The organism is Lactobacillus kalixensis DSM 16043 (assembly GCF_001434335.1).
GTDB classification, from domain to species: Bacteria; Bacillota; Bacilli; order Lactobacillales; family Lactobacillaceae; genus Lactobacillus; species Lactobacillus kalixensis.
Genome location: NZ_AZFM01000001.1, coordinates 21,366 through 37,563, shown reverse-complemented (window position 1 = coordinate 37,563; position 16,198 = coordinate 21,366). Strand labels below are relative to the sequence as shown.

The window sequence follows — 16,198 nt, the reverse complement described above, 5'->3', positions numbered from 1 at the left end:
ATAGTACCCCATAAATCTAGATCATGCAAGTGAAATTTACAACTTTTTCATATTTTTTGCTAAACGTAATTTTCCACCGCATCTTCCGCAGCGATAACGCCGCACATTAAGCCGCCGCACACGAAGATATTGCATGTGACAAGTTTGACATTCGTAAATGTAATTAACCTTTTGCTTTTTTCTCAATCCAATATCTGGTGCATAACGGCTACCACCAACTTTTTGCAGTAATCGCTTAAAATCCATGTCGCGATGTTGGTAACCCATTCCAAGTAAGTGCAGATGATAATGACATAATTCATGTTTAATAATCCCAATTAAGTCACTATGATATTCAGGTTCTAAAAAATGTGCATTAATCTCAAGATGATGATCTTCTAAATGATAGCGTCCGCCAGTTGTTCGCATGCGCTTATTAATTTTAACTTGGTGAACAAAGGGACGCCCGAAATATTTAAGTGAAACTTCTTCCACTAATTCTTGTAAATCTGTTTGCTTCATCGGAAAATCTTAGCATACAGCGCTGCTTCTCTTTTAGTTTTAATTCTAACTTTCAGAGCAGTCACAATCTTGCGCTTCAATGGCTTTTCTCCTTCCATCCAAGTTCCAGTGAAGACATGAATTGTTTTTGATTCAGAAGAAGGATTACACAAGACACCATCTGGATAAACATGGATATTATCTTTAATCATCTGCTCTTTTCCATTTGCCTTAGCACCGTATTTTTCTTTTAAAATATCAGATACAGAAACAGTATTTACTCCGGCTAATTGATCTTCTTTATCAAATTCAAAATTGCGATCATCATAATAAGCCAGCATATCTTTTAGTAAAGGATGGTGCTTTTCTGCTCCAAAAACAGCTGTAAATGGGTTTTCCTTATTTTCAAAACCAACAAACGCCTTATTATTGAGTAAGTCTTCCAAATTGTCTAAAACTAAAACGTCGGTATCTAAATAAATTCCACCTTGTTCATAAATAGCCTTAGCACGAATATAGTCGGAAACAAAGGCCCACTTCTTTGCCTTATAAGCTTGTTCAACATACTTATTTTCATGGATATCAAAATTATCTTCGTTCCATTCAATAATCTTGTAGTCCTTTAAATGCTTTTGCCAGGTCTTCATGCAACGCTGGATATTCTTAGGCTTAGGATTTCCCCCAACCCAAACATAGTGAATAATTTTTGGAATCATTATTAACCTCTTTTAAGAAACTTTTTGAATAATTGAATAATATCTTGATTGAAATCGAGCTTCATGGCAAACATCAATCCCATATAGAGAATGAACATGACGATTGACTTAAATGCCATATTGAAAAATGCTGATGGAATCACATTTGGTATCAGCATTCCCGCAGCCAATGTGATGACTGCAATCAAAAAATACTTTGGAATATCTTGGAATGAATACTTAAAGTCATAACCATCACGTACAATCCACAATCGCAGAATCAAGACAATGAATTCGGTAACTAAAATTGCAATCATAGCTCCAGCTGCACCATAATAGCGGTCTAAAAAGGCACTTAAACCAACTTCTAAGAATGCTCCGATGATTACCGGAATGGCATAATCTTTATCTCTTCGATTTGCTAAGGCGAATTGGTTGGCAAAAACCCCACCAGTCGGAATCATGATAATTGTCAATGTGAAGAAAAACATCAATGGCGTCATTGGAATGAACTTCTTACCAAAGAAAAATGGGACAAACTGTTTAGTATTAGCCATAATAATAACCGCAAACAAGGTTCCCAGCATAACGGTAGCTTCAAGTGACTTCTTCAAAACAACCTGCTGCTCTTTTTCACTTTCTCCCGCCATCTTTGGCATGATAACAAGTGAAATACTGGTGATCACACCCAAAATCATATTAGAAATCCGCTGTGAATTATCATAGTAAGCAACTTGGGTTGAATTCTGAAAAATACCTAAGATTGGCTTATCAAGCGAAGTATAAATTTGGGTTGCAATCTGCGGAATGAGCAATGTAATAATTGCCTTGATGGTCGTTTGATATTTGTAAAAGTGCTTTACAGGCCGGCCTACATAGCGGTGAATATCAAACCAAAAAACAAACGAACCAATCATTGTCGAAATTGACATTATCAATAAATATTTCCACAAATCTTCTGGACTTTTTACCCAGAGTAAAATCAAAACTACTGAGACCAATTTTACCGCTGTATTTTTTAAAACAACGCGCCCAAAATCTGCTAGTCCTTGAAAAAACCAAGAGATATCCACTTGTGCGGAAATTAAAAATGGCGCCATCAAAAGAATTTCTTGCCAGTATTGAATCCGAAAAATGGTGCAAACAGAAACCACTAACACAATGGTTACTAACCCAGCAATGCCCTGAAAATACCACAGTCCCCAAAAAGCATCTGTTAAATCTTGAGGACTACCATAAGTTCTAGTTCTTGAGATCGTCCGCATTCCAATGTAAGAAATTGATAAAGTACAAAAAACCATCAAAAACTGCATTGTGTTATTAACACTGCTATAGATTCCGTAAGTTTTCGGTCCCAAAACTCTTGAAAGATATGGCACCGTAATTAACGGTACAAGGACCAAAAAAATCTGATAAACCGCATTATAGACAATATTTAAGAATGTTTTTTTCACGCAAATTCACCTAATACATCTTCGTCATTTCATCAAACAAGCGCTCACAGTTATTGCCTCTTACTTCATGAGTCAAATCACGCCAATAAAGCCGCATATTCTTTTGCTCGCGGCTATCAAGTTCAGACAAGCGCTTAATTAATTCTTCTTGCGTATTCACCTTAAATCCAGGCGTTACTTCTTCATATGGACTAAGAAGCAAGCCACGCGTTTTTTCATATTGTTCAAGATAATTAGTGATGAAAATTATTGGCTTGTTCAGTAGCAAGTAATCAAAATAAATCGATGAAAAATCCGTCATCAAGAAATCAGTATCCCCGAGCAGTTCATATAGATCATAGTTATTATCAAACAAATAGTCATTGTTCAAAAAGGCAATGTTTGAATATGAACTGTTCAATTTAGCAAACAAACGCATTTCGTAAGGATGTAATTTCACAATCAAATATTGGTGTTTTTCTTTTAATGCCGCATTTAATTGCTCACCATCAAAATCAGAAAAGGCAAAAAAATTCCCTTTAGCAATTTGATCCATGATTGATTGATCTTCTAATTCATAGCGAAACGTTGGCATGTAGATCCCGATTTGTGCATCCTTATCTTCTTGATCAAACAAGTCTTTTAATAATTGTTCTTTTGAAATAATCGGATTTGCTAAAGCATCAAATCTTGGAAAACCTGTTTTATGGTATTTCTTAGCTTCAACAGCAATACACGATGACATCAAAGTTTCATACAAATCAGAATTTGAAGCAACTAGATCAGTATCTTTGTGCCATAACTTCTCATTACGCTTATTATCACGGAAATTAGTGTTATTGGCCATAATTCCCATCCGCTTAAGCGGAATACCATGCCAGAGCTGAATATTTAACTGCCCCTTCTTTACTTTAAAAGGTTGGTGTGTTGTCACAATGTAGCGCGCTTGACCAATTTTTTTCCAGGTCATCCGGCCAAGGTGTGAGGATGGCCACGGCTCAATTAAAGTCACATTGTACTCTGGGTGGTTGGTCTGTAGATATTTATAAAAAAGATAACCATTTGAACCAGATCGTCCGGCCCCATTTAAAATCACGATTTCATTTGGCTGAATTGGATTGAAGTACGCATAAAACTTCATCAGCGCTAAATATATGCGAAAAAGTAAACTCTTCATCAATAAAAATTCTCTTTATTCTTTTAAAAATAGTATATCAACAATCATAATACTATTTTAACCAATAAAAAATAAGAGATAGAAGAAAGAATCCCTATCTCTTATGAAAAATTTACTATTCTTTACCCATTTGTCGTTGAATTAACTTCACAATTTCTACAATTAAGATCATAGAAAATCCAGCAGCTAGAACTACTAACCATTGACTCCCATTAAGTTCTGTTACGTCAAAGAACTTGGTCATAAACGGTAATTCGACCGCTGCCATAATCAAGGCAGCAATCAAAATAGCCCAGTTGAACCACTTGTTAGCAAAAGTATGCTTGCCAAAGATTGATCGGTGAATAAATTTAGAATTAATTGCGTGGAATAATTGAATAAGTCCTAAAGTTAAGAAGGCCATTGTCAAGGCATCGCCATGTTGCATTGCTGCATTTCCTACGTGAGGACCAACATGCAAACCGATCTGGTATGCACCAAGGACTAAGACGCCTTCCAAGATTCCTTGATAAATAATAGAACTTGCAACACCGCCATTGAAGAAGTTAGACTTTCTACCACGAGGTTTACGCTTCATAATTCCATCTTCAACCGGCTCAACGCCAAGAGCAATCGCTGGCAAAGTATCAGTTACCAAGTTAATCCAAAGAAGCTGAACTGGTTCCAAAATGTCCCAGCCAAGCATGGTCATCATGAAGACTGTTAATACTTCACCCACATTACAACTCATGAGGTAAAGGATGGCTTTTTGAATATTACTAAATACCTTTCGACCTTGCTTAACAGCCTCAACAATAGTTGCGAAATTATCATCGGCCAAAACCATGTCACTAGCACCCTTAGATACCTCAGTACCAGTGATTCCCATGCCGATACCAATATCAGCTTGCTTCAAACTCGGAGCGTCGTTAACACCATCTCCAGTCATGGCAACGATCTTACCGTTTGCTTGCCAAGCCTTTACAATTCTTACCTTGTGTTCTGGAGAAACACGCGCATAAACGCTGTAGTCACCGATATGTTGAATGAAGTAGTCGTCACTTAATTCATCAAGTTGTGCTCCAGTTAAAACGCGAGAATCTTGATGAGGCTTTAAAATTCCCAATCTTTCAGCAATGGCTTGAGCGGTAGTCTGATGATCACCAGTGATCATGACAGTTCTAATGCCAGCACTATGAGCTTCTTCAACAGCAGCTTTAGCTTCAGGACGTTCTGGATCGATCATGCCGACTAAACCAGCAAAGATTAAATCTTGTTCAACATTTTCAGTTGAAGGATCGTCGTATAAATTTTCCACGACTTTATAAGCAAGGCCCAAGACACGCAAGGCTTGTTTAGCCATCTGTTTGTTGTTTGCTAAAATATCATCACGTTGGTCTTGAGTAATTGGCAAAACTTTACCGTTAATTTCAACAAACTTAACTCGCTTCAATAATTCGTCTGGAGCACCTTTGACAGCAACGAAATATTTATCGCCGTACTTGTTAACCGTACTCATCAACTTACGTTCTGAATCAAATGGCACTTCTTGAACACGCTTATATTTTTCAAGCATGGTAGAAACATCAATGTTCTTGTCAAAAGCATATTGAATCAAAGCAGTTTCGGTTGGATCACCCAGTAAGTCGCCACCGTTTTCAATTTTAGTGTCATTTGCTAGAACCATTGACATCATTGCTGAAGTAGTTTCAGCCATATCTTGACTATCATCGTGAACTTGACCATCATAAAAGACTTTTTCAACAGTCATTCGGTTTTGAGTCAAAGTCCCAGTTTTGTCTGAACAAATGATATCAGTTGCACCTAAAGTTTCAACAGCAGGCAACTTTCTAACAATTGCTTTATGACGAGCCATTGTTTGAGTACCTAAGGCCAAAATAATGGTTACAATAGCAGGTAAGCCTTCTGGAATTGCAGCAACAGCCAAAGAAATTGCAACTAAGAACATATTGATCATCAAAGTTGAGTTTCGATCAGCTGGATTTGCTTTAAGAACACCAACGATAAAGACAATAACACAGATTGCCAAAATCATAAGGGTTAATGTCTTACCAAGTTGGTTCAAGTTTTCCTTTAAAGGAGTGTCAGTTTCATCGGCCTCATTCAGCATGGTGGCAATCTTACCAACTTCGGTGTTCATCCCGGTAGTAACAACAACTCCTTCACCGCGTCCGTAAGTTACATTGGTACTAGAAAAAGCCATGTTAATACGATCACCTAAGGCAACATCGTCACCTTGTAAGGTTTCAGCACTCTTATCAACTGGAACGGATTCACCAGTCAAAGCTGATTCTTCAATCTTCAAGCTATGTGCTTGGGTCAAACGCAAGTCAGCTGGGACTACGTCTCCAGCCTCAAGAAGAACTACATCACCCGGTACAATTTCGGTGCTTGGTATTTCAACAATTGCTCCACCGCGTTTGACGTGAGCATTCGGCGTAGCCATTTCTTTTAAAGCTTCAATTGCAGCTTCTGAACGTGCTTCTTGAAAGACTCCTAAGATGGCATTTAACAATACAACGATCATGATAATTGCAGCATCTGTCCATTCTTTTGCTAAGAATCCAGATAATAGTGCGGCAATAATTAGAACAATGATCATGAAGTCCTTGAATTGATCGACGAAGCGCATAAACATGCTCTTCTTCTTTTTACCAGCTAAAGCATTAGGCCCATATTTATTTAAACGAGCTTTTACTTCATCAGTAGTTAGACCATCAGCTAAAGAAGTATTTAAATCCTTCTCGGTTTCAGGAATGGTCTCAGTATAATATTTCTTAGCCATTTTTTCTCCTCAGTAATAAAAAAAGACTTATATGCTCAAACGCACATAAGTCTCACTAATTAAGATAAGTCCAGAAGTGATTTCGCTTCGACTTGTTGAACTTATCGCAATGATGCTGTTACTCCCTTATGGTTAAGTTAATTATAAGAAAAAAGTTAGTATTTAACAAGTTTTGCGAACGTTTATTTCTTATAAAAATCGTCAAAAATGGATACTGGCAAACGACGCTTGTGTTCACTCTTCTTCCACAATTTTTCAATTTGCTCAGCAGATTTTTCAGGAACGTCTTTGCCTTCAAGGTAATCATCAATATCTTTGTAAGTGACGCCCAAAGCTACTTCATCTGGTAAGTCAGGACGGTCTTCTTCAAGATCAGCAGTTGGTGCTTTTTCATAAAGGTGTTCAGGACAGCCTAATTCCTTAAGAAGCATCTTACCTTGACGCTTGTCCAAACGGAACAATGGAGTAAGATCAGCTGCACCATCCCCATATTTAGTGTAAAAGCCTGAGAAGTTTTCAGCAGCATGGTCAGTACCAACAACTGCACCATTATTAGCACCGGCAATTGCGTACTGCACAACCATTCTTTGACGTGCCTTAATGTTACCCTTGTTAAAGTCAGTGATCTTTTGACCGCTAGCTTCAACCACCTTAACCATCGCATCAACTGGTTCTTTAATGTTGACAATCAAGTCTTGGTCCGGCTTTTGGAAAGCTACAGCATCTGCTGCATCTTGAGCATCAGCTTGAATTCCGTATGGCAAGCGAACAGCGATAAATTGATATGAATCATCGCCAGTTTCTTCACGCATTTCTTCAATTGCCATTTGGCAAAGCTTACCAGTCAAGGTTGAATCTTGTCCACCAGAAATACCTAAAACAAAACTCTTCAAGAAAGGATTTGCTTTTAAATAGTCCTTCAAAAAGTTAATTGACTTTCTGATTTCTTCCTTAGGATCAATTTCTGGTAAAACATGTTCATATGCAATAATCTTTTTTTGTAATTCTCTCATCGACCAAAACTTCTTTCTCTAATTTTTCGACGAATGTCTTTAATAAGATCCATTTTACTCTCATATAAGTTTTGTGAAAGGTCTACTGGATATTCTTGTGGATTCAAACTGCGTTTATATTCATCCCACAAGCCATCTAAGTTGTCAGCGACAAATTTCTTAATTTCATCAAGACTCGGTTGTTCATAAACCAGTTCCCCATCCTTGTAAATGTCCTGAAGAAGTGGAATTGCTGTATAGTTAGTAACAACCTTATTGATGTAGTTATATTGCGGATGAAACATAAAGAGTGCATCGAATTTTCGAGGATCTTCATCAGCACGGCTAACCCAGTCACCCTCATTTTTCTTAGCAGTATTAGCACTAATTCGCCAAACCTGCTTCTTACCAGGTGTTGAAACCTTAATTGCATTTGAAGAAATCTTCAAAGTGTCGCGCATGGCATGAAGTTCATCTTCCATTGCCACCAACTTGTACACCGCACCTAAAGCAGGTTGTTCAAAGGCAGTAATAAATTTAGTACCAATTCCCCAAACATCAATCTTAGCGCCTTGCATCTTCAAGTTAGTAATGGTGTATTCATCTAAGTCATTTGATGCAAAAATCTTAGCATCTTTATAACCTGCATCGTCTAATTCTTTACGTACTTGCTTAGAAATGTAGGCCATATCACCTGAGTCAATTCTAACGCCCAAGAAGTTGATCTTATCGCCCATTTCATCAGCAACCTTAATCGCAGTAGGCACACCACTTCTGACAGTATCGTAAGTATCAACTAAGAAAACACAATCCTTATGCGTTTCAGCGTAAGCCTTGAAAGCTTCATATTCGCTACCAAATGCTTCAACCAATGAGTGTGCATGGGTACCAGAAATTGGAATACCAAATAACTTTCCGGCACGAACATTTGAAGTTGAATCAAAACCGCCGATATAAGCAGCACGTGCACCCCAAATTGCGGCATCTGTTTCTTGAGCTCGACGTGAACCAAATTCCATTAAACCATCATCTTGAACAGCAAGCTTAATTCTAGCTGCTTTAGTAGCAAGCAAAGTTTGAAAGTTGATAATGTTTAATATCGCAGTTTCAACTAATTGACATTGTGCCAGTGGTCCTTCAACTTGCAAGATTGGTTCATTAGCAAAAACCAATTCGCCTTCTTTCATCGAACGAAGGCTGATTTTAAGCTCTAAATTACGCAAATACTCAATAAAATCATCATCGTAATCTTGAGTTTCCTTTAAATATTGCAGATCACTTTCTCTAAATTTCAAATTTTGCAAATATTGAATGATGTGCTCAAGCCCAGCATAAACGGCATAACCATTACCAAAGGGTTCTTGACGATAAAATACTTCAAAAACAGAATTGCGATCTGCAATTCCCTTTTTGAAGTATGTGTACATCATGTTAATTTCATATAAATCTGTGTGCAAAGCCAAACTATCGTCTTTGTCTATTTCCTTGTAGAGCATTGTTCCCTCTCAAATAATCTTTTAACAATTTGTCTTAATTATACCCGTGTCAGAGCTTAGCGGCAATTAATCTACAATTCTTCATAGACAGCTTGGATCGAATGTAACTGATTTTTGATTGAAAAATTGCTAGAAAGATACTCTTTTTCTCTAATTGCTATTTCTTCTAGCTTTTCCTCAGGCATGTCAACAGCCTTCTTCAACTGCGCTGTAATCGAAGTAACATCACCAATTTTAGCAACAAAACCGTGTTCTTCATCAGGGATCATCATCTGGATATCACCAACATCAGTTGATAAAATTGGGACTTGATTATCGCTTGCTTCAAGTAATACAAGTGGAAAACTCTCCGAATAAGAAGTAAGAACCGCGAGATTCATTCGTCGATATAAATTTTTAAGTTGTTTTTGCGTCATAAAACCGTTAAAAGTTACTTGCGGAGCAATATCTAACTGACGAGTTAGTGCCTTTAATTCCTCCAGCTTACTGCCATCTCCTGCAATATACAGGCGCACATGCGGATCATCCATTTTTTTTAAAGCTTTTAAGAGTAACTCTTGCCCTTTTACCTTTTCGGTTCGAGCAACATTAACGATATTGAAATAAGTGTGCTCATATTTAGCTGGAATTTCACTATCATCATGAAAGAAAATACCATTGTAAATGACATGGACCTTCTTGGGATTTAGTTGGCCTTTTTTTACAATCAAATTTGCAAAACGCTGTGTTACTGCAAAAACGCAGTCAGCTTTTCTGAGAGCGCGCAAATTAAGCTTGGTAAAGATTGTCCCGATAAAACCGCGACCTTCAAAATCTAAGAAGGGATCAGAATGAACCGTAACACACCATTTGGCCTTAACTTTTTTAGCAATCAATGACAAATAGAGGTTAGCTCTAGCACCATGGGTATGTACAATATCATAGCCACCTTCGTTAATGAAATTCTTCAGTTTTTTTAGACTAGCTAAATCATAACGACCATTTGCACCTAGAATATGCGTTGTAATGCCAGCTTTTTTTGCAGCTTCGGCAACCGGACCCTCTGCTAAAGTCAGCAACTCATAGTTTTCACCTTGCTTTTTAGCTTCAGTTAATAAATTAACAATATGAGTTAATCCGCCACCGTTTTCTAGCCCAGCATTCACATGCAGTACTTTCATTGCTACCTATTCCCTCTTTTCGCTTGGTGAACTTTAACGACAAATTGTGGTAAAACCATCATTCTCTTGAACCGACTTGGATTCTTAATTAACCGATAAAACCACTCAAGGTGTGTCTTTTGAAATGCTTCAGGTGCTCGTTTAACTTGACCTGAGAAGACGTCAAAACTACCACCAACCCCCATCATTAGAGCTGGAGTAGCATTTTTACGCAAAATTGACAACAAATACTCTTGCTTAGGAAACCCTAGTGCAGCGAAAACTAAATCAGGTTGAGTCCGTTCAATTCTACGAGCAACTAAATCGAGGTCTTCAGTGAAATAACCATCTTCAGCGCCAACTAGGTTAATATTACTGTAATTTCTAGCAATCTTTTCTTGAACAGCATGAATAACTTCTGGTTTAGCACCAATGAGGAACACTCTTAATCCACGCTCATTAGCCACTTTCATTAACCACAAAAAAAGATCATAGCCGGTTACTCTTTCAGGTAAAGGTTCGCCTAAGATTTTAGCAGCCTTTACAATTCCAATACCGTCAGCAGTAATATAGTCTGTGTCTTCTTGTAAAACTTTCATGAATTCTGGATTTTCATTTGCGGCCATCACAATTTCTGGATTAGCCGTAACAACAAAAGTTGACTCATGATTATTCATGCGACCAATAAATTCATTTTGAAATTGGTTAAAAGTTTTTTTATCAAAATTTACACCTAAAACATTTACTTTATCCATAGTAAATACCTCGTTGTCTCTTGTCTTTTACTTTATTTTACCAAAAGGCTATCGTAACAGGGGGAAGTTTTACCTTTTCTTCAATTATGCTAAAATTAGTTCGTTCAATAAGCTAGGAGAAAAATATGAAAAAAGTTATTACTTACGGAACCTTCGATTTACTCCACTATGGTCATGTGCGTTTACTTAAGCGAGCAAAAGAAATGGGAGATTACTTAATTGTAGGTTTATCAACAGATGAATTTAACGAATTTAAAAAGCACAAAGAAGCTTATAACACATATCCTGAAAGAAAATATATTTTAGAAGCAATTCGTTTTGTTGACGAAGTTATTCCTGAAGAAGACTGGGATCAAAAGATTTCTGACGTTCAAAAATATAATATCGATACCTTTGTAATGGGAGATGACTGGCGCGGCAAGTTTGACTTTTTGAAGCCATATTGTGATGTGGTTTACTTACCTAGAACACCAGGTATTTCTACAACAAAAATCAAAGAAGATTTGAAGTAAAAAAGACTCCACTTCCACTCATTTTGAGTGAAATGGAGTCTTTTTGTTTTCTACTTAGAAAAAGTAAATTCAAATCTTTCTGCAACATAGCGCGCACGTGTATATTCAAAAGGTTGTCCATCAGACAATTCTGTAACTTGTCTTCTTGTAATCAAAGCCTCGCCTTTTTTTGCTTTAAGCAAACGTGCATCATTCTCATTAGCAACTGCCGCTGAAATATGTTCAGTCACCCGTCCAAGGTGGTAGTCATTTTTTTCCAAAGTTGAATAAAGATGGGTAGAAATTTCTTCTTTAGTATTATTTTCAACTAAATGATATGGTACCGTAACTACTTCATAACAAATCGGGGTGTCATCGGCATAACGAATTCTTTCCATGCGCAAAACATCACTATTTGCATCAAGATTCAAGCGTTCTTTTTCTGATAAAGATGGCTTACCAACTTGATAAGAAATTAATTTACTTGAAGGAACTTGACCATTTGCTTCAGTAATCTCGGTAAAAGACATAATCCCAGACATTTTTTCTTGGACTTTCTGATTGGCAACATAAGTCCCACTACCAAGTCTTCGTTCAAGAATCCCTTCATCCTCCAAAGTCTTGATTGCTTGACGCAGGGTCATTCTTGAAACACCAAATTTGACAGCTAATTGCCGCTCAGCTGGAATTCGATCCCCAACCTTATAAACATGCTTTTCAATATCACGTTTAATTTGGTTGTGAATTTTGATGTACATTGGTTCTTCCATACGCGCACCTCCCACTCACTAAATTTATTATAAACTAAATTGGTCTAGATTGCATTATTTATAACTGAACAGTTATTTTAACTTATTTTCTTTTAGCGGTCCAGTGTAGTCCATAAATTTTCACATTTGGCTTCTTGTTGCATTCAATTTCCAAGCTCTTCTGATCACTCGCTAAAACATTGGTATTAAATTGAGCGTCATCACGTACTAATAAGCCAGATTGATTAGCATTTAAGACCAAATCATGCCCTCTTAACTTTGCTTGCCCACTGATAGCTAAGAAATATTCGTAATCTAAATCACCACTGAAGCTTACACGAGTAGCATCAGCATCTACTCTATCTTGAAAATCTGCATGCGCAGTTACTGTGCAGCCCGTCATCGTAATTTTAGCTTCATTAATGGCGATCAAACGGCTCATCACACTATTTTGCATAATAATCCGTGCTTCTTTATCAATATAAACTCCACCATTAAACTTGCCACTAACAATATTACACCAGCATGAATCACTAATATAAAGACAAGAATCATCTGTTGACAAAACTCGACTGTTAAGTAGATTCATCCAAGTTTGACCGTGAAGAACAATATAGTCCATTTGAGAATTATTGATATCTAATTCAACATTAGACTTGGTAAAAGTATTGGTTGAACCATAAACTCTTGAATTATTGATAATTGCGGTTCCTTTCCCCTCAAGTGCTAAGGCGCAATATTCATCAGATGGATAGTCAATAATCGAATCGTTCATCTCTAAACGAAAATCTGCATCCGCAAACATTGATAAAGAACCATTCTGGATCTTAGTTGAGTAAATTTCCATCGTGATCTTACCATTAGCCGCAATTGCAGCTGTATCAGTTCCAACACTTTTGATAATACAGTTACGCATTGTCACATAACCGTCAGTTTCTACAGGAACAAAAAGACTATTGTGGTCAGTATTAGTATTAATACACAAATTCTCTAAAGTAACATACCGACTATTCCCAGTTACAGTGACATAGCCCAAAATCGTGGTATCTTCTGGAGTTCTACCCATACCTTTGATAGTAATATCAGTTAGTGCGATTCCTTGTGGCAGTTCATAAAATCCAGGCTCAAGCAAAAGCACATCATCAGCTCTTAAGTCTTTTAGTGCTTCATGCCAGTCAACTTCATCGCCACCAGCACCGACTTTAACAATTCTTGCCATTCAGAACTTCCTCATTTCTTAGTCAAAATAAAACAAAGTTTGATTTAACAAACTTTGCTTTTGGTAAATTTTTAATTCGATTATTTGTTCAAACTATATTATAACTACTTCATTCTAACATTCCAATAATATGCTACATTTCTGGGTGGATTACTTAAACTTTCTGATCAGAAATAATCTCTTCATGCCGCCTAATATGTTCAACATACTTGTTATCACTATTAATCAAAAGTAAAAATAGCGCCTCGATCATTGTAAAAGCTGACACCCTTGAAAAGAAATACTGCATTTGCAGGACCGTCTGCCTTACTCCTGTCTTCAAATGATAATCACTAGCCAAGGCGATTGGTGAATCTTCTCGATTAGTAATCGCAATTACCTTCACTTTTTTATCTTTAGCAATCTTAATTTCTTTAAGAAGATCCGTTGCTTCACCTGAATTTGAAATCACCAGCAAACAATCTTGCTCATTTAAATTCATCGTCTGCGCAATTGCCAGTTCATTCATTTCTGCAGAAATCGCAAGCATCCCCAGTTGATTAAACTTATACACAGCATCACTTGCCACAGGATAAGTATCACCTTGAGCTGCTACTTGAATCACGCGACTATTTTTCAAAATCGCCAAAACTTTCTTTAAAATTTTCGGATCTATATCTAAAGTTGCCTCAATCTCTGCAACTTTATTTGCTGCAATCTGTTTTAAACTGCCATCTAAATCACTCTTAGTCATTTCTTTTAAAGCAGGCTCATCCTGCACCTGTGCAAGTTTGATCTTCAATTCATGAAAACCTACTAGATTTAAATTTCGACAAAATCGTGTCACTGACGGTGCACTTACCTTAGCTTTTTCGGACAATTCCGAAATAGTCATATTCACTACAGTCTCGGGATTATGCAAAATCACATTAGCGATTTTTTGGTCACTAGTAGTCATCGCTGGCAAATGACTATAGATCTGATCAATAATTGTTGTCATCTTAATTCCTCTTTTTGTAAATAATTTACATCATTTTTATTGACGTGTAAATTATTTTATATTAATCTATCCGTGTAAGCGATTTTAATAAAAATAGAAGGTGAGAAAAATTTCTGCAATTAGCGAATTAGCTTTTACTAAATTAAAAGCTCACGATCAAATTTGTTTAGGTGGCGGCAGCAATGTCTTCGATTTGGCAAAGAAAATCAAAGAAGAAAACTTGCCAATTAAGCTCTATTCTCCATCTGAATTAACTCGGCTTAATTGTGCTGAAATCGGACTGAATGTCCAAAGCATTAATGAAGCAACACACTTTGACTTAGCCTTTGATGGAGCTGACAGCGTCGATGAAAATTTAAACGCATTAAAGAGTAACGGAGGTATCCACTTCTTTGAAAAATTAGCCGCTGAAAGAGCGAGTGAATATATTTTACTCGTTCCAGGTCAAAAAGTAACTAAAGAATTGTCACCTGCTGTTCAACTCTGCATCGAAGTTGCTGCTGACGCAGCAGAGAGTGTCTTAACTTTTTGCAAAGAAAAGGACTTGCAAGCACAAATTCGCCAAGGTGTGGCCGTTGCTTCTTTTGCTAGAAGTCCACTTGGTAATTATTTAATTGATATTAATAGTAAAACTTGGAAAAACATCGACCAACTTAATCAAGAACTTTTGGCTTTAAATGGTGTAGTTTCTAGTTCTTACTTTCACAACTTAGTTACTTCAATTATTACTACAAATAAGCAAAACAAGTCAATTGAAATAAAGAAAGGTGAATAAAATGACAAAATACAATTGGGGAATTATTGGTACTGGCTGGATTGCACATGACATGGCAGATGCCTTAAATACAGTCAATGGTGAAGTTTACGCAGCTGCAAACCCTAACGAAGAGGCATTAAAAGAATTTGCTCAAGAAAAGAAGGTTAAGCATACTTTCACTAACCCAGATGAAATGATCGCCGATCCTAACATCGACATTATTTATATCGCTACCCCACACACTTTTCACTACGACTACATCAAGAAAGCCTTAAATGCAGGTAAGCATGTCTTCTGTGAAAAGGCCATTACAGTTAATGCTCGCCAATTCGACGAAGTGGAAAAACTGGCTAAAGAAAAAGGGTTGATCTTAACTGAAGGCTTCACCCTTTACCACATGCCAATTTACAAAAAAGTCCTTGATTTAATCAATGATGGAAAATTGGGTCAAATCAAGATGATTCAAGTTAACTTCGGTTCTTTGAAAGACTACGATCCAAATAATCGCTTCTTTAATAAAGATTTAGCTGGCGGAGCACTCCTTGATATCGGTGGTTACGCGACTGCTTTTGCCCGCACCTTCTTAAGTGAAGAGCCTAACAGCATTTTGACTAGCGTGAAATTCTTTGAAACCGGCGTTGATGAACAATCTGGAATTATTATGAAAAACACTAAAGATCAAATGGTGGTAATGGCCTTGTCTATGAGAGCTAAACAACCTAAGCGCGGCGTTGTCTCAGGAACTAAGGGCTACGTTGAAATTAACCAATATCCGCGCGCTACCGAAGCAGATATCACTTATACCTCTGACGCTCATACTGAAAGCCATGAAAAAATCACTGCTGGTAATAGTGACAAAGCTTTAGAGTACGAAGTTCAAGACATGCAACGTTATGTTGAACAAGGTCATGATGATGGGCAACTCAAAATGTCACACGACGTCGCACATATCTTAACCAGCATCAGAACCGCTTGGGGGATGAAATATCCATTTGACGATGAAAATTAATTTGAAAATTGGAGAAAAAAAGAGCAAGATCGAAATCTTGCT

15 protein-coding genes are annotated in these 16,198 nt (G+C 37.1%); 3 read left to right on the top strand and 12 right to left on the bottom strand.

What is annotated here, in order from left to right:
- Positions 1-36 precede the first annotated feature (36 nt).
- From FC46_RS00190 to FC46_RS00150, 9 genes are all read right to left on the bottom strand, one after another.
- Entirely contained in the window at positions 37-501 is a 465-nt protein-coding gene (locus FC46_RS00190; protein ID WP_057797025.1) for a SprT family protein, read from the bottom strand.
- Positions 498-1,196 (bottom strand): glycosyltransferase family 32 protein, encoded by a 699-nt coding sequence (locus FC46_RS00185; RefSeq protein WP_057797024.1) that lies wholly within the window; start codon positions 1,194-1,196, stop codon positions 498-500. The genes FC46_RS00190 and FC46_RS00185 overlap by 4 nt, the downstream gene beginning before the upstream one ends.
- A 2-nt stretch (positions 1,197-1,198) precedes the next feature.
- A complete protein-coding gene (locus FC46_RS00180; RefSeq protein WP_057797023.1) occupies positions 1,199-2,629 on the bottom strand; it encodes an oligosaccharide flippase family protein in 1,431 nt (476 codons plus the stop codon).
- Between the two features lie 10 nt (positions 2,630-2,639).
- Entirely contained in the window at positions 2,640-3,785 is a 1,146-nt protein-coding gene (locus tag FC46_RS00175; protein ID WP_057797022.1) for a CDP-glycerol glycerophosphotransferase family protein, read from the bottom strand.
- Between the two features lie 115 nt (positions 3,786-3,900).
- Positions 3,901-6,570 (bottom strand): calcium-translocating P-type ATPase, PMCA-type, encoded by a 2,670-nt coding sequence (locus FC46_RS00170; protein WP_057797021.1) that lies wholly within the window; start codon positions 6,568-6,570, stop codon positions 3,901-3,903.
- A gap of 182 nt (positions 6,571-6,752) precedes the next feature.
- Entirely contained in the window at positions 6,753-7,583 is an 831-nt protein-coding gene (gene nadE / locus FC46_RS00165; protein ID WP_057797020.1) for an ammonia-dependent NAD(+) synthetase, read from the bottom strand.
- Entirely contained in the window at positions 7,580-9,058 is a 1,479-nt protein-coding gene (locus FC46_RS00160; RefSeq protein WP_057797019.1) for a nicotinate phosphoribosyltransferase, read from the bottom strand. The genes nadE and FC46_RS00160 overlap by 4 nt, the downstream gene beginning before the upstream one ends.
- A gap of 71 nt (positions 9,059-9,129) precedes the next feature.
- Positions 9,130-10,218 carry a glycosyltransferase gene (locus FC46_RS00155; RefSeq protein WP_057797018.1) on the bottom strand — a complete coding sequence of 363 codons (1,089 nt, stop codon included), beginning with the start codon at positions 10,216-10,218 and terminating at the stop codon, positions 9,130-9,132.
- Positions 10,219-10,220: 2 nt separating this feature from the next.
- A complete protein-coding gene (locus FC46_RS00150; RefSeq protein WP_057797017.1) occupies positions 10,221-10,952 on the bottom strand; it encodes a WecB/TagA/CpsF family glycosyltransferase in 732 nt (243 codons plus the stop codon).
- A 125-nt stretch (positions 10,953-11,077) separates the two neighbouring features.
- Between FC46_RS00150 and tagD the strand changes: the two genes are divergently transcribed.
- On the top strand, positions 11,078-11,464 hold the full coding sequence (tagD, locus tag FC46_RS00145) for a glycerol-3-phosphate cytidylyltransferase (protein ID WP_057797016.1): 387 nt from the start codon (positions 11,078-11,080) through the stop codon (positions 11,462-11,464).
- 50 nt (positions 11,465-11,514) lie between these two features.
- Here tagD and FC46_RS00140 read toward each other — a convergent pair whose 3' ends face one another.
- The 3 genes from FC46_RS00140 to FC46_RS00130 all read right to left on the bottom strand — a co-directional run bounded on the left by FC46_RS00140 (position 11,515) and on the right by FC46_RS00130 (position 14,390).
- On the bottom strand, positions 11,515-12,213 hold the full coding sequence (locus FC46_RS00140) for a GntR family transcriptional regulator (protein WP_057797015.1): 699 nt from the start codon (positions 12,211-12,213) through the stop codon (positions 11,515-11,517).
- Between the two features lie 82 nt (positions 12,214-12,295).
- Positions 12,296-13,411: a hypothetical protein gene (locus FC46_RS00135; protein WP_057797014.1), complete on the bottom strand. Its 1,116-nt coding sequence runs from the start codon at positions 13,409-13,411 to the stop codon at positions 12,296-12,298.
- Positions 13,412-13,565: 154 nt separating this feature from the next.
- Positions 13,566-14,390: a MurR/RpiR family transcriptional regulator gene (locus tag FC46_RS00130; protein ID WP_057797013.1), complete on the bottom strand. Its 825-nt coding sequence runs from the start codon at positions 14,388-14,390 to the stop codon at positions 13,566-13,568.
- A 100-nt stretch (positions 14,391-14,490) separates the two neighbouring features.
- On the opposite strand from FC46_RS00130, the gene FC46_RS00125 reads away from it, so the two are divergent.
- Positions 14,491-15,165: a ribose-5-phosphate isomerase A gene (locus FC46_RS00125; protein WP_338033550.1), complete on the top strand. Its 675-nt coding sequence runs from the start codon at positions 14,491-14,493 to the stop codon at positions 15,163-15,165.
- Position 15,166: 1 nt separating this feature from the next.
- Complete coding sequence (locus FC46_RS00120; protein ID WP_057797012.1) at positions 15,167-16,156, top strand: Gfo/Idh/MocA family protein; 990 nt, start codon at positions 15,167-15,169, stop codon at positions 16,154-16,156.
- Positions 16,157-16,198: the final 42 nt, after the last annotated feature.

What these genes read in the sequence shown, in the direction of transcription:
- FC46_RS00150 (WP_057797017.1), bottom strand. Translation starts at nt 10,952, where the DNA reads ATGGATAAAGTAAATGTTTTAGGTGTAAATTTTGATAAAAAAACTTTT.
- FC46_RS00130 (WP_057797013.1), bottom strand. Translation starts at nt 14,390, where the DNA reads ATGACAACAATTATTGATCAGATCTATAGTCATTTGCCAGCGATGACT.
- FC46_RS00135 (WP_057797014.1), bottom strand. Translation starts at nt 13,411, where the DNA reads ATGGCAAGAATTGTTAAAGTCGGTGCTGGTGGCGATGAAGTTGACTGG.
- FC46_RS00140 (WP_057797015.1), bottom strand. Translation starts at nt 12,213, where the DNA reads ATGGAAGAACCAATGTACATCAAAATTCACAACCAAATTAAACGTGAT.
- tagD (WP_057797016.1), top strand. Translation starts at nt 11,078, where the DNA reads ATGAAAAAAGTTATTACTTACGGAACCTTCGATTTACTCCACTATGGT.
- FC46_RS00175 (WP_057797022.1), bottom strand. Translation starts at nt 3,785, where the DNA reads ATGAAGAGTTTACTTTTTCGCATATATTTAGCGCTGATGAAGTTTTAT.
- nadE (WP_057797020.1), bottom strand. Translation starts at nt 7,583, where the DNA reads ATGAGAGAATTACAAAAAAAGATTATTGCATATGAACATGTTTTACCA.
- FC46_RS00120 (WP_057797012.1), top strand. Translation starts at nt 15,167, where the DNA reads ATGACAAAATACAATTGGGGAATTATTGGTACTGGCTGGATTGCACAT.
- FC46_RS00160 (WP_057797019.1), bottom strand. Translation starts at nt 9,058, where the DNA reads ATGCTCTACAAGGAAATAGACAAAGACGATAGTTTGGCTTTGCACACA.
- FC46_RS00155 (WP_057797018.1), bottom strand. Translation starts at nt 10,218, where the DNA reads ATGAAAGTACTGCATGTGAATGCTGGGCTAGAAAACGGTGGCGGATTA.
- FC46_RS00170 (WP_057797021.1), bottom strand. Translation starts at nt 6,570, where the DNA reads ATGGCTAAGAAATATTATACTGAGACCATTCCTGAAACCGAGAAGGAT.
- FC46_RS00190 (WP_057797025.1), bottom strand. Translation starts at nt 501, where the DNA reads ATGAAGCAAACAGATTTACAAGAATTAGTGGAAGAAGTTTCACTTAAA.
- FC46_RS00185 (WP_057797024.1), bottom strand. Translation starts at nt 1,196, where the DNA reads ATGATTCCAAAAATTATTCACTATGTTTGGGTTGGGGGAAATCCTAAG.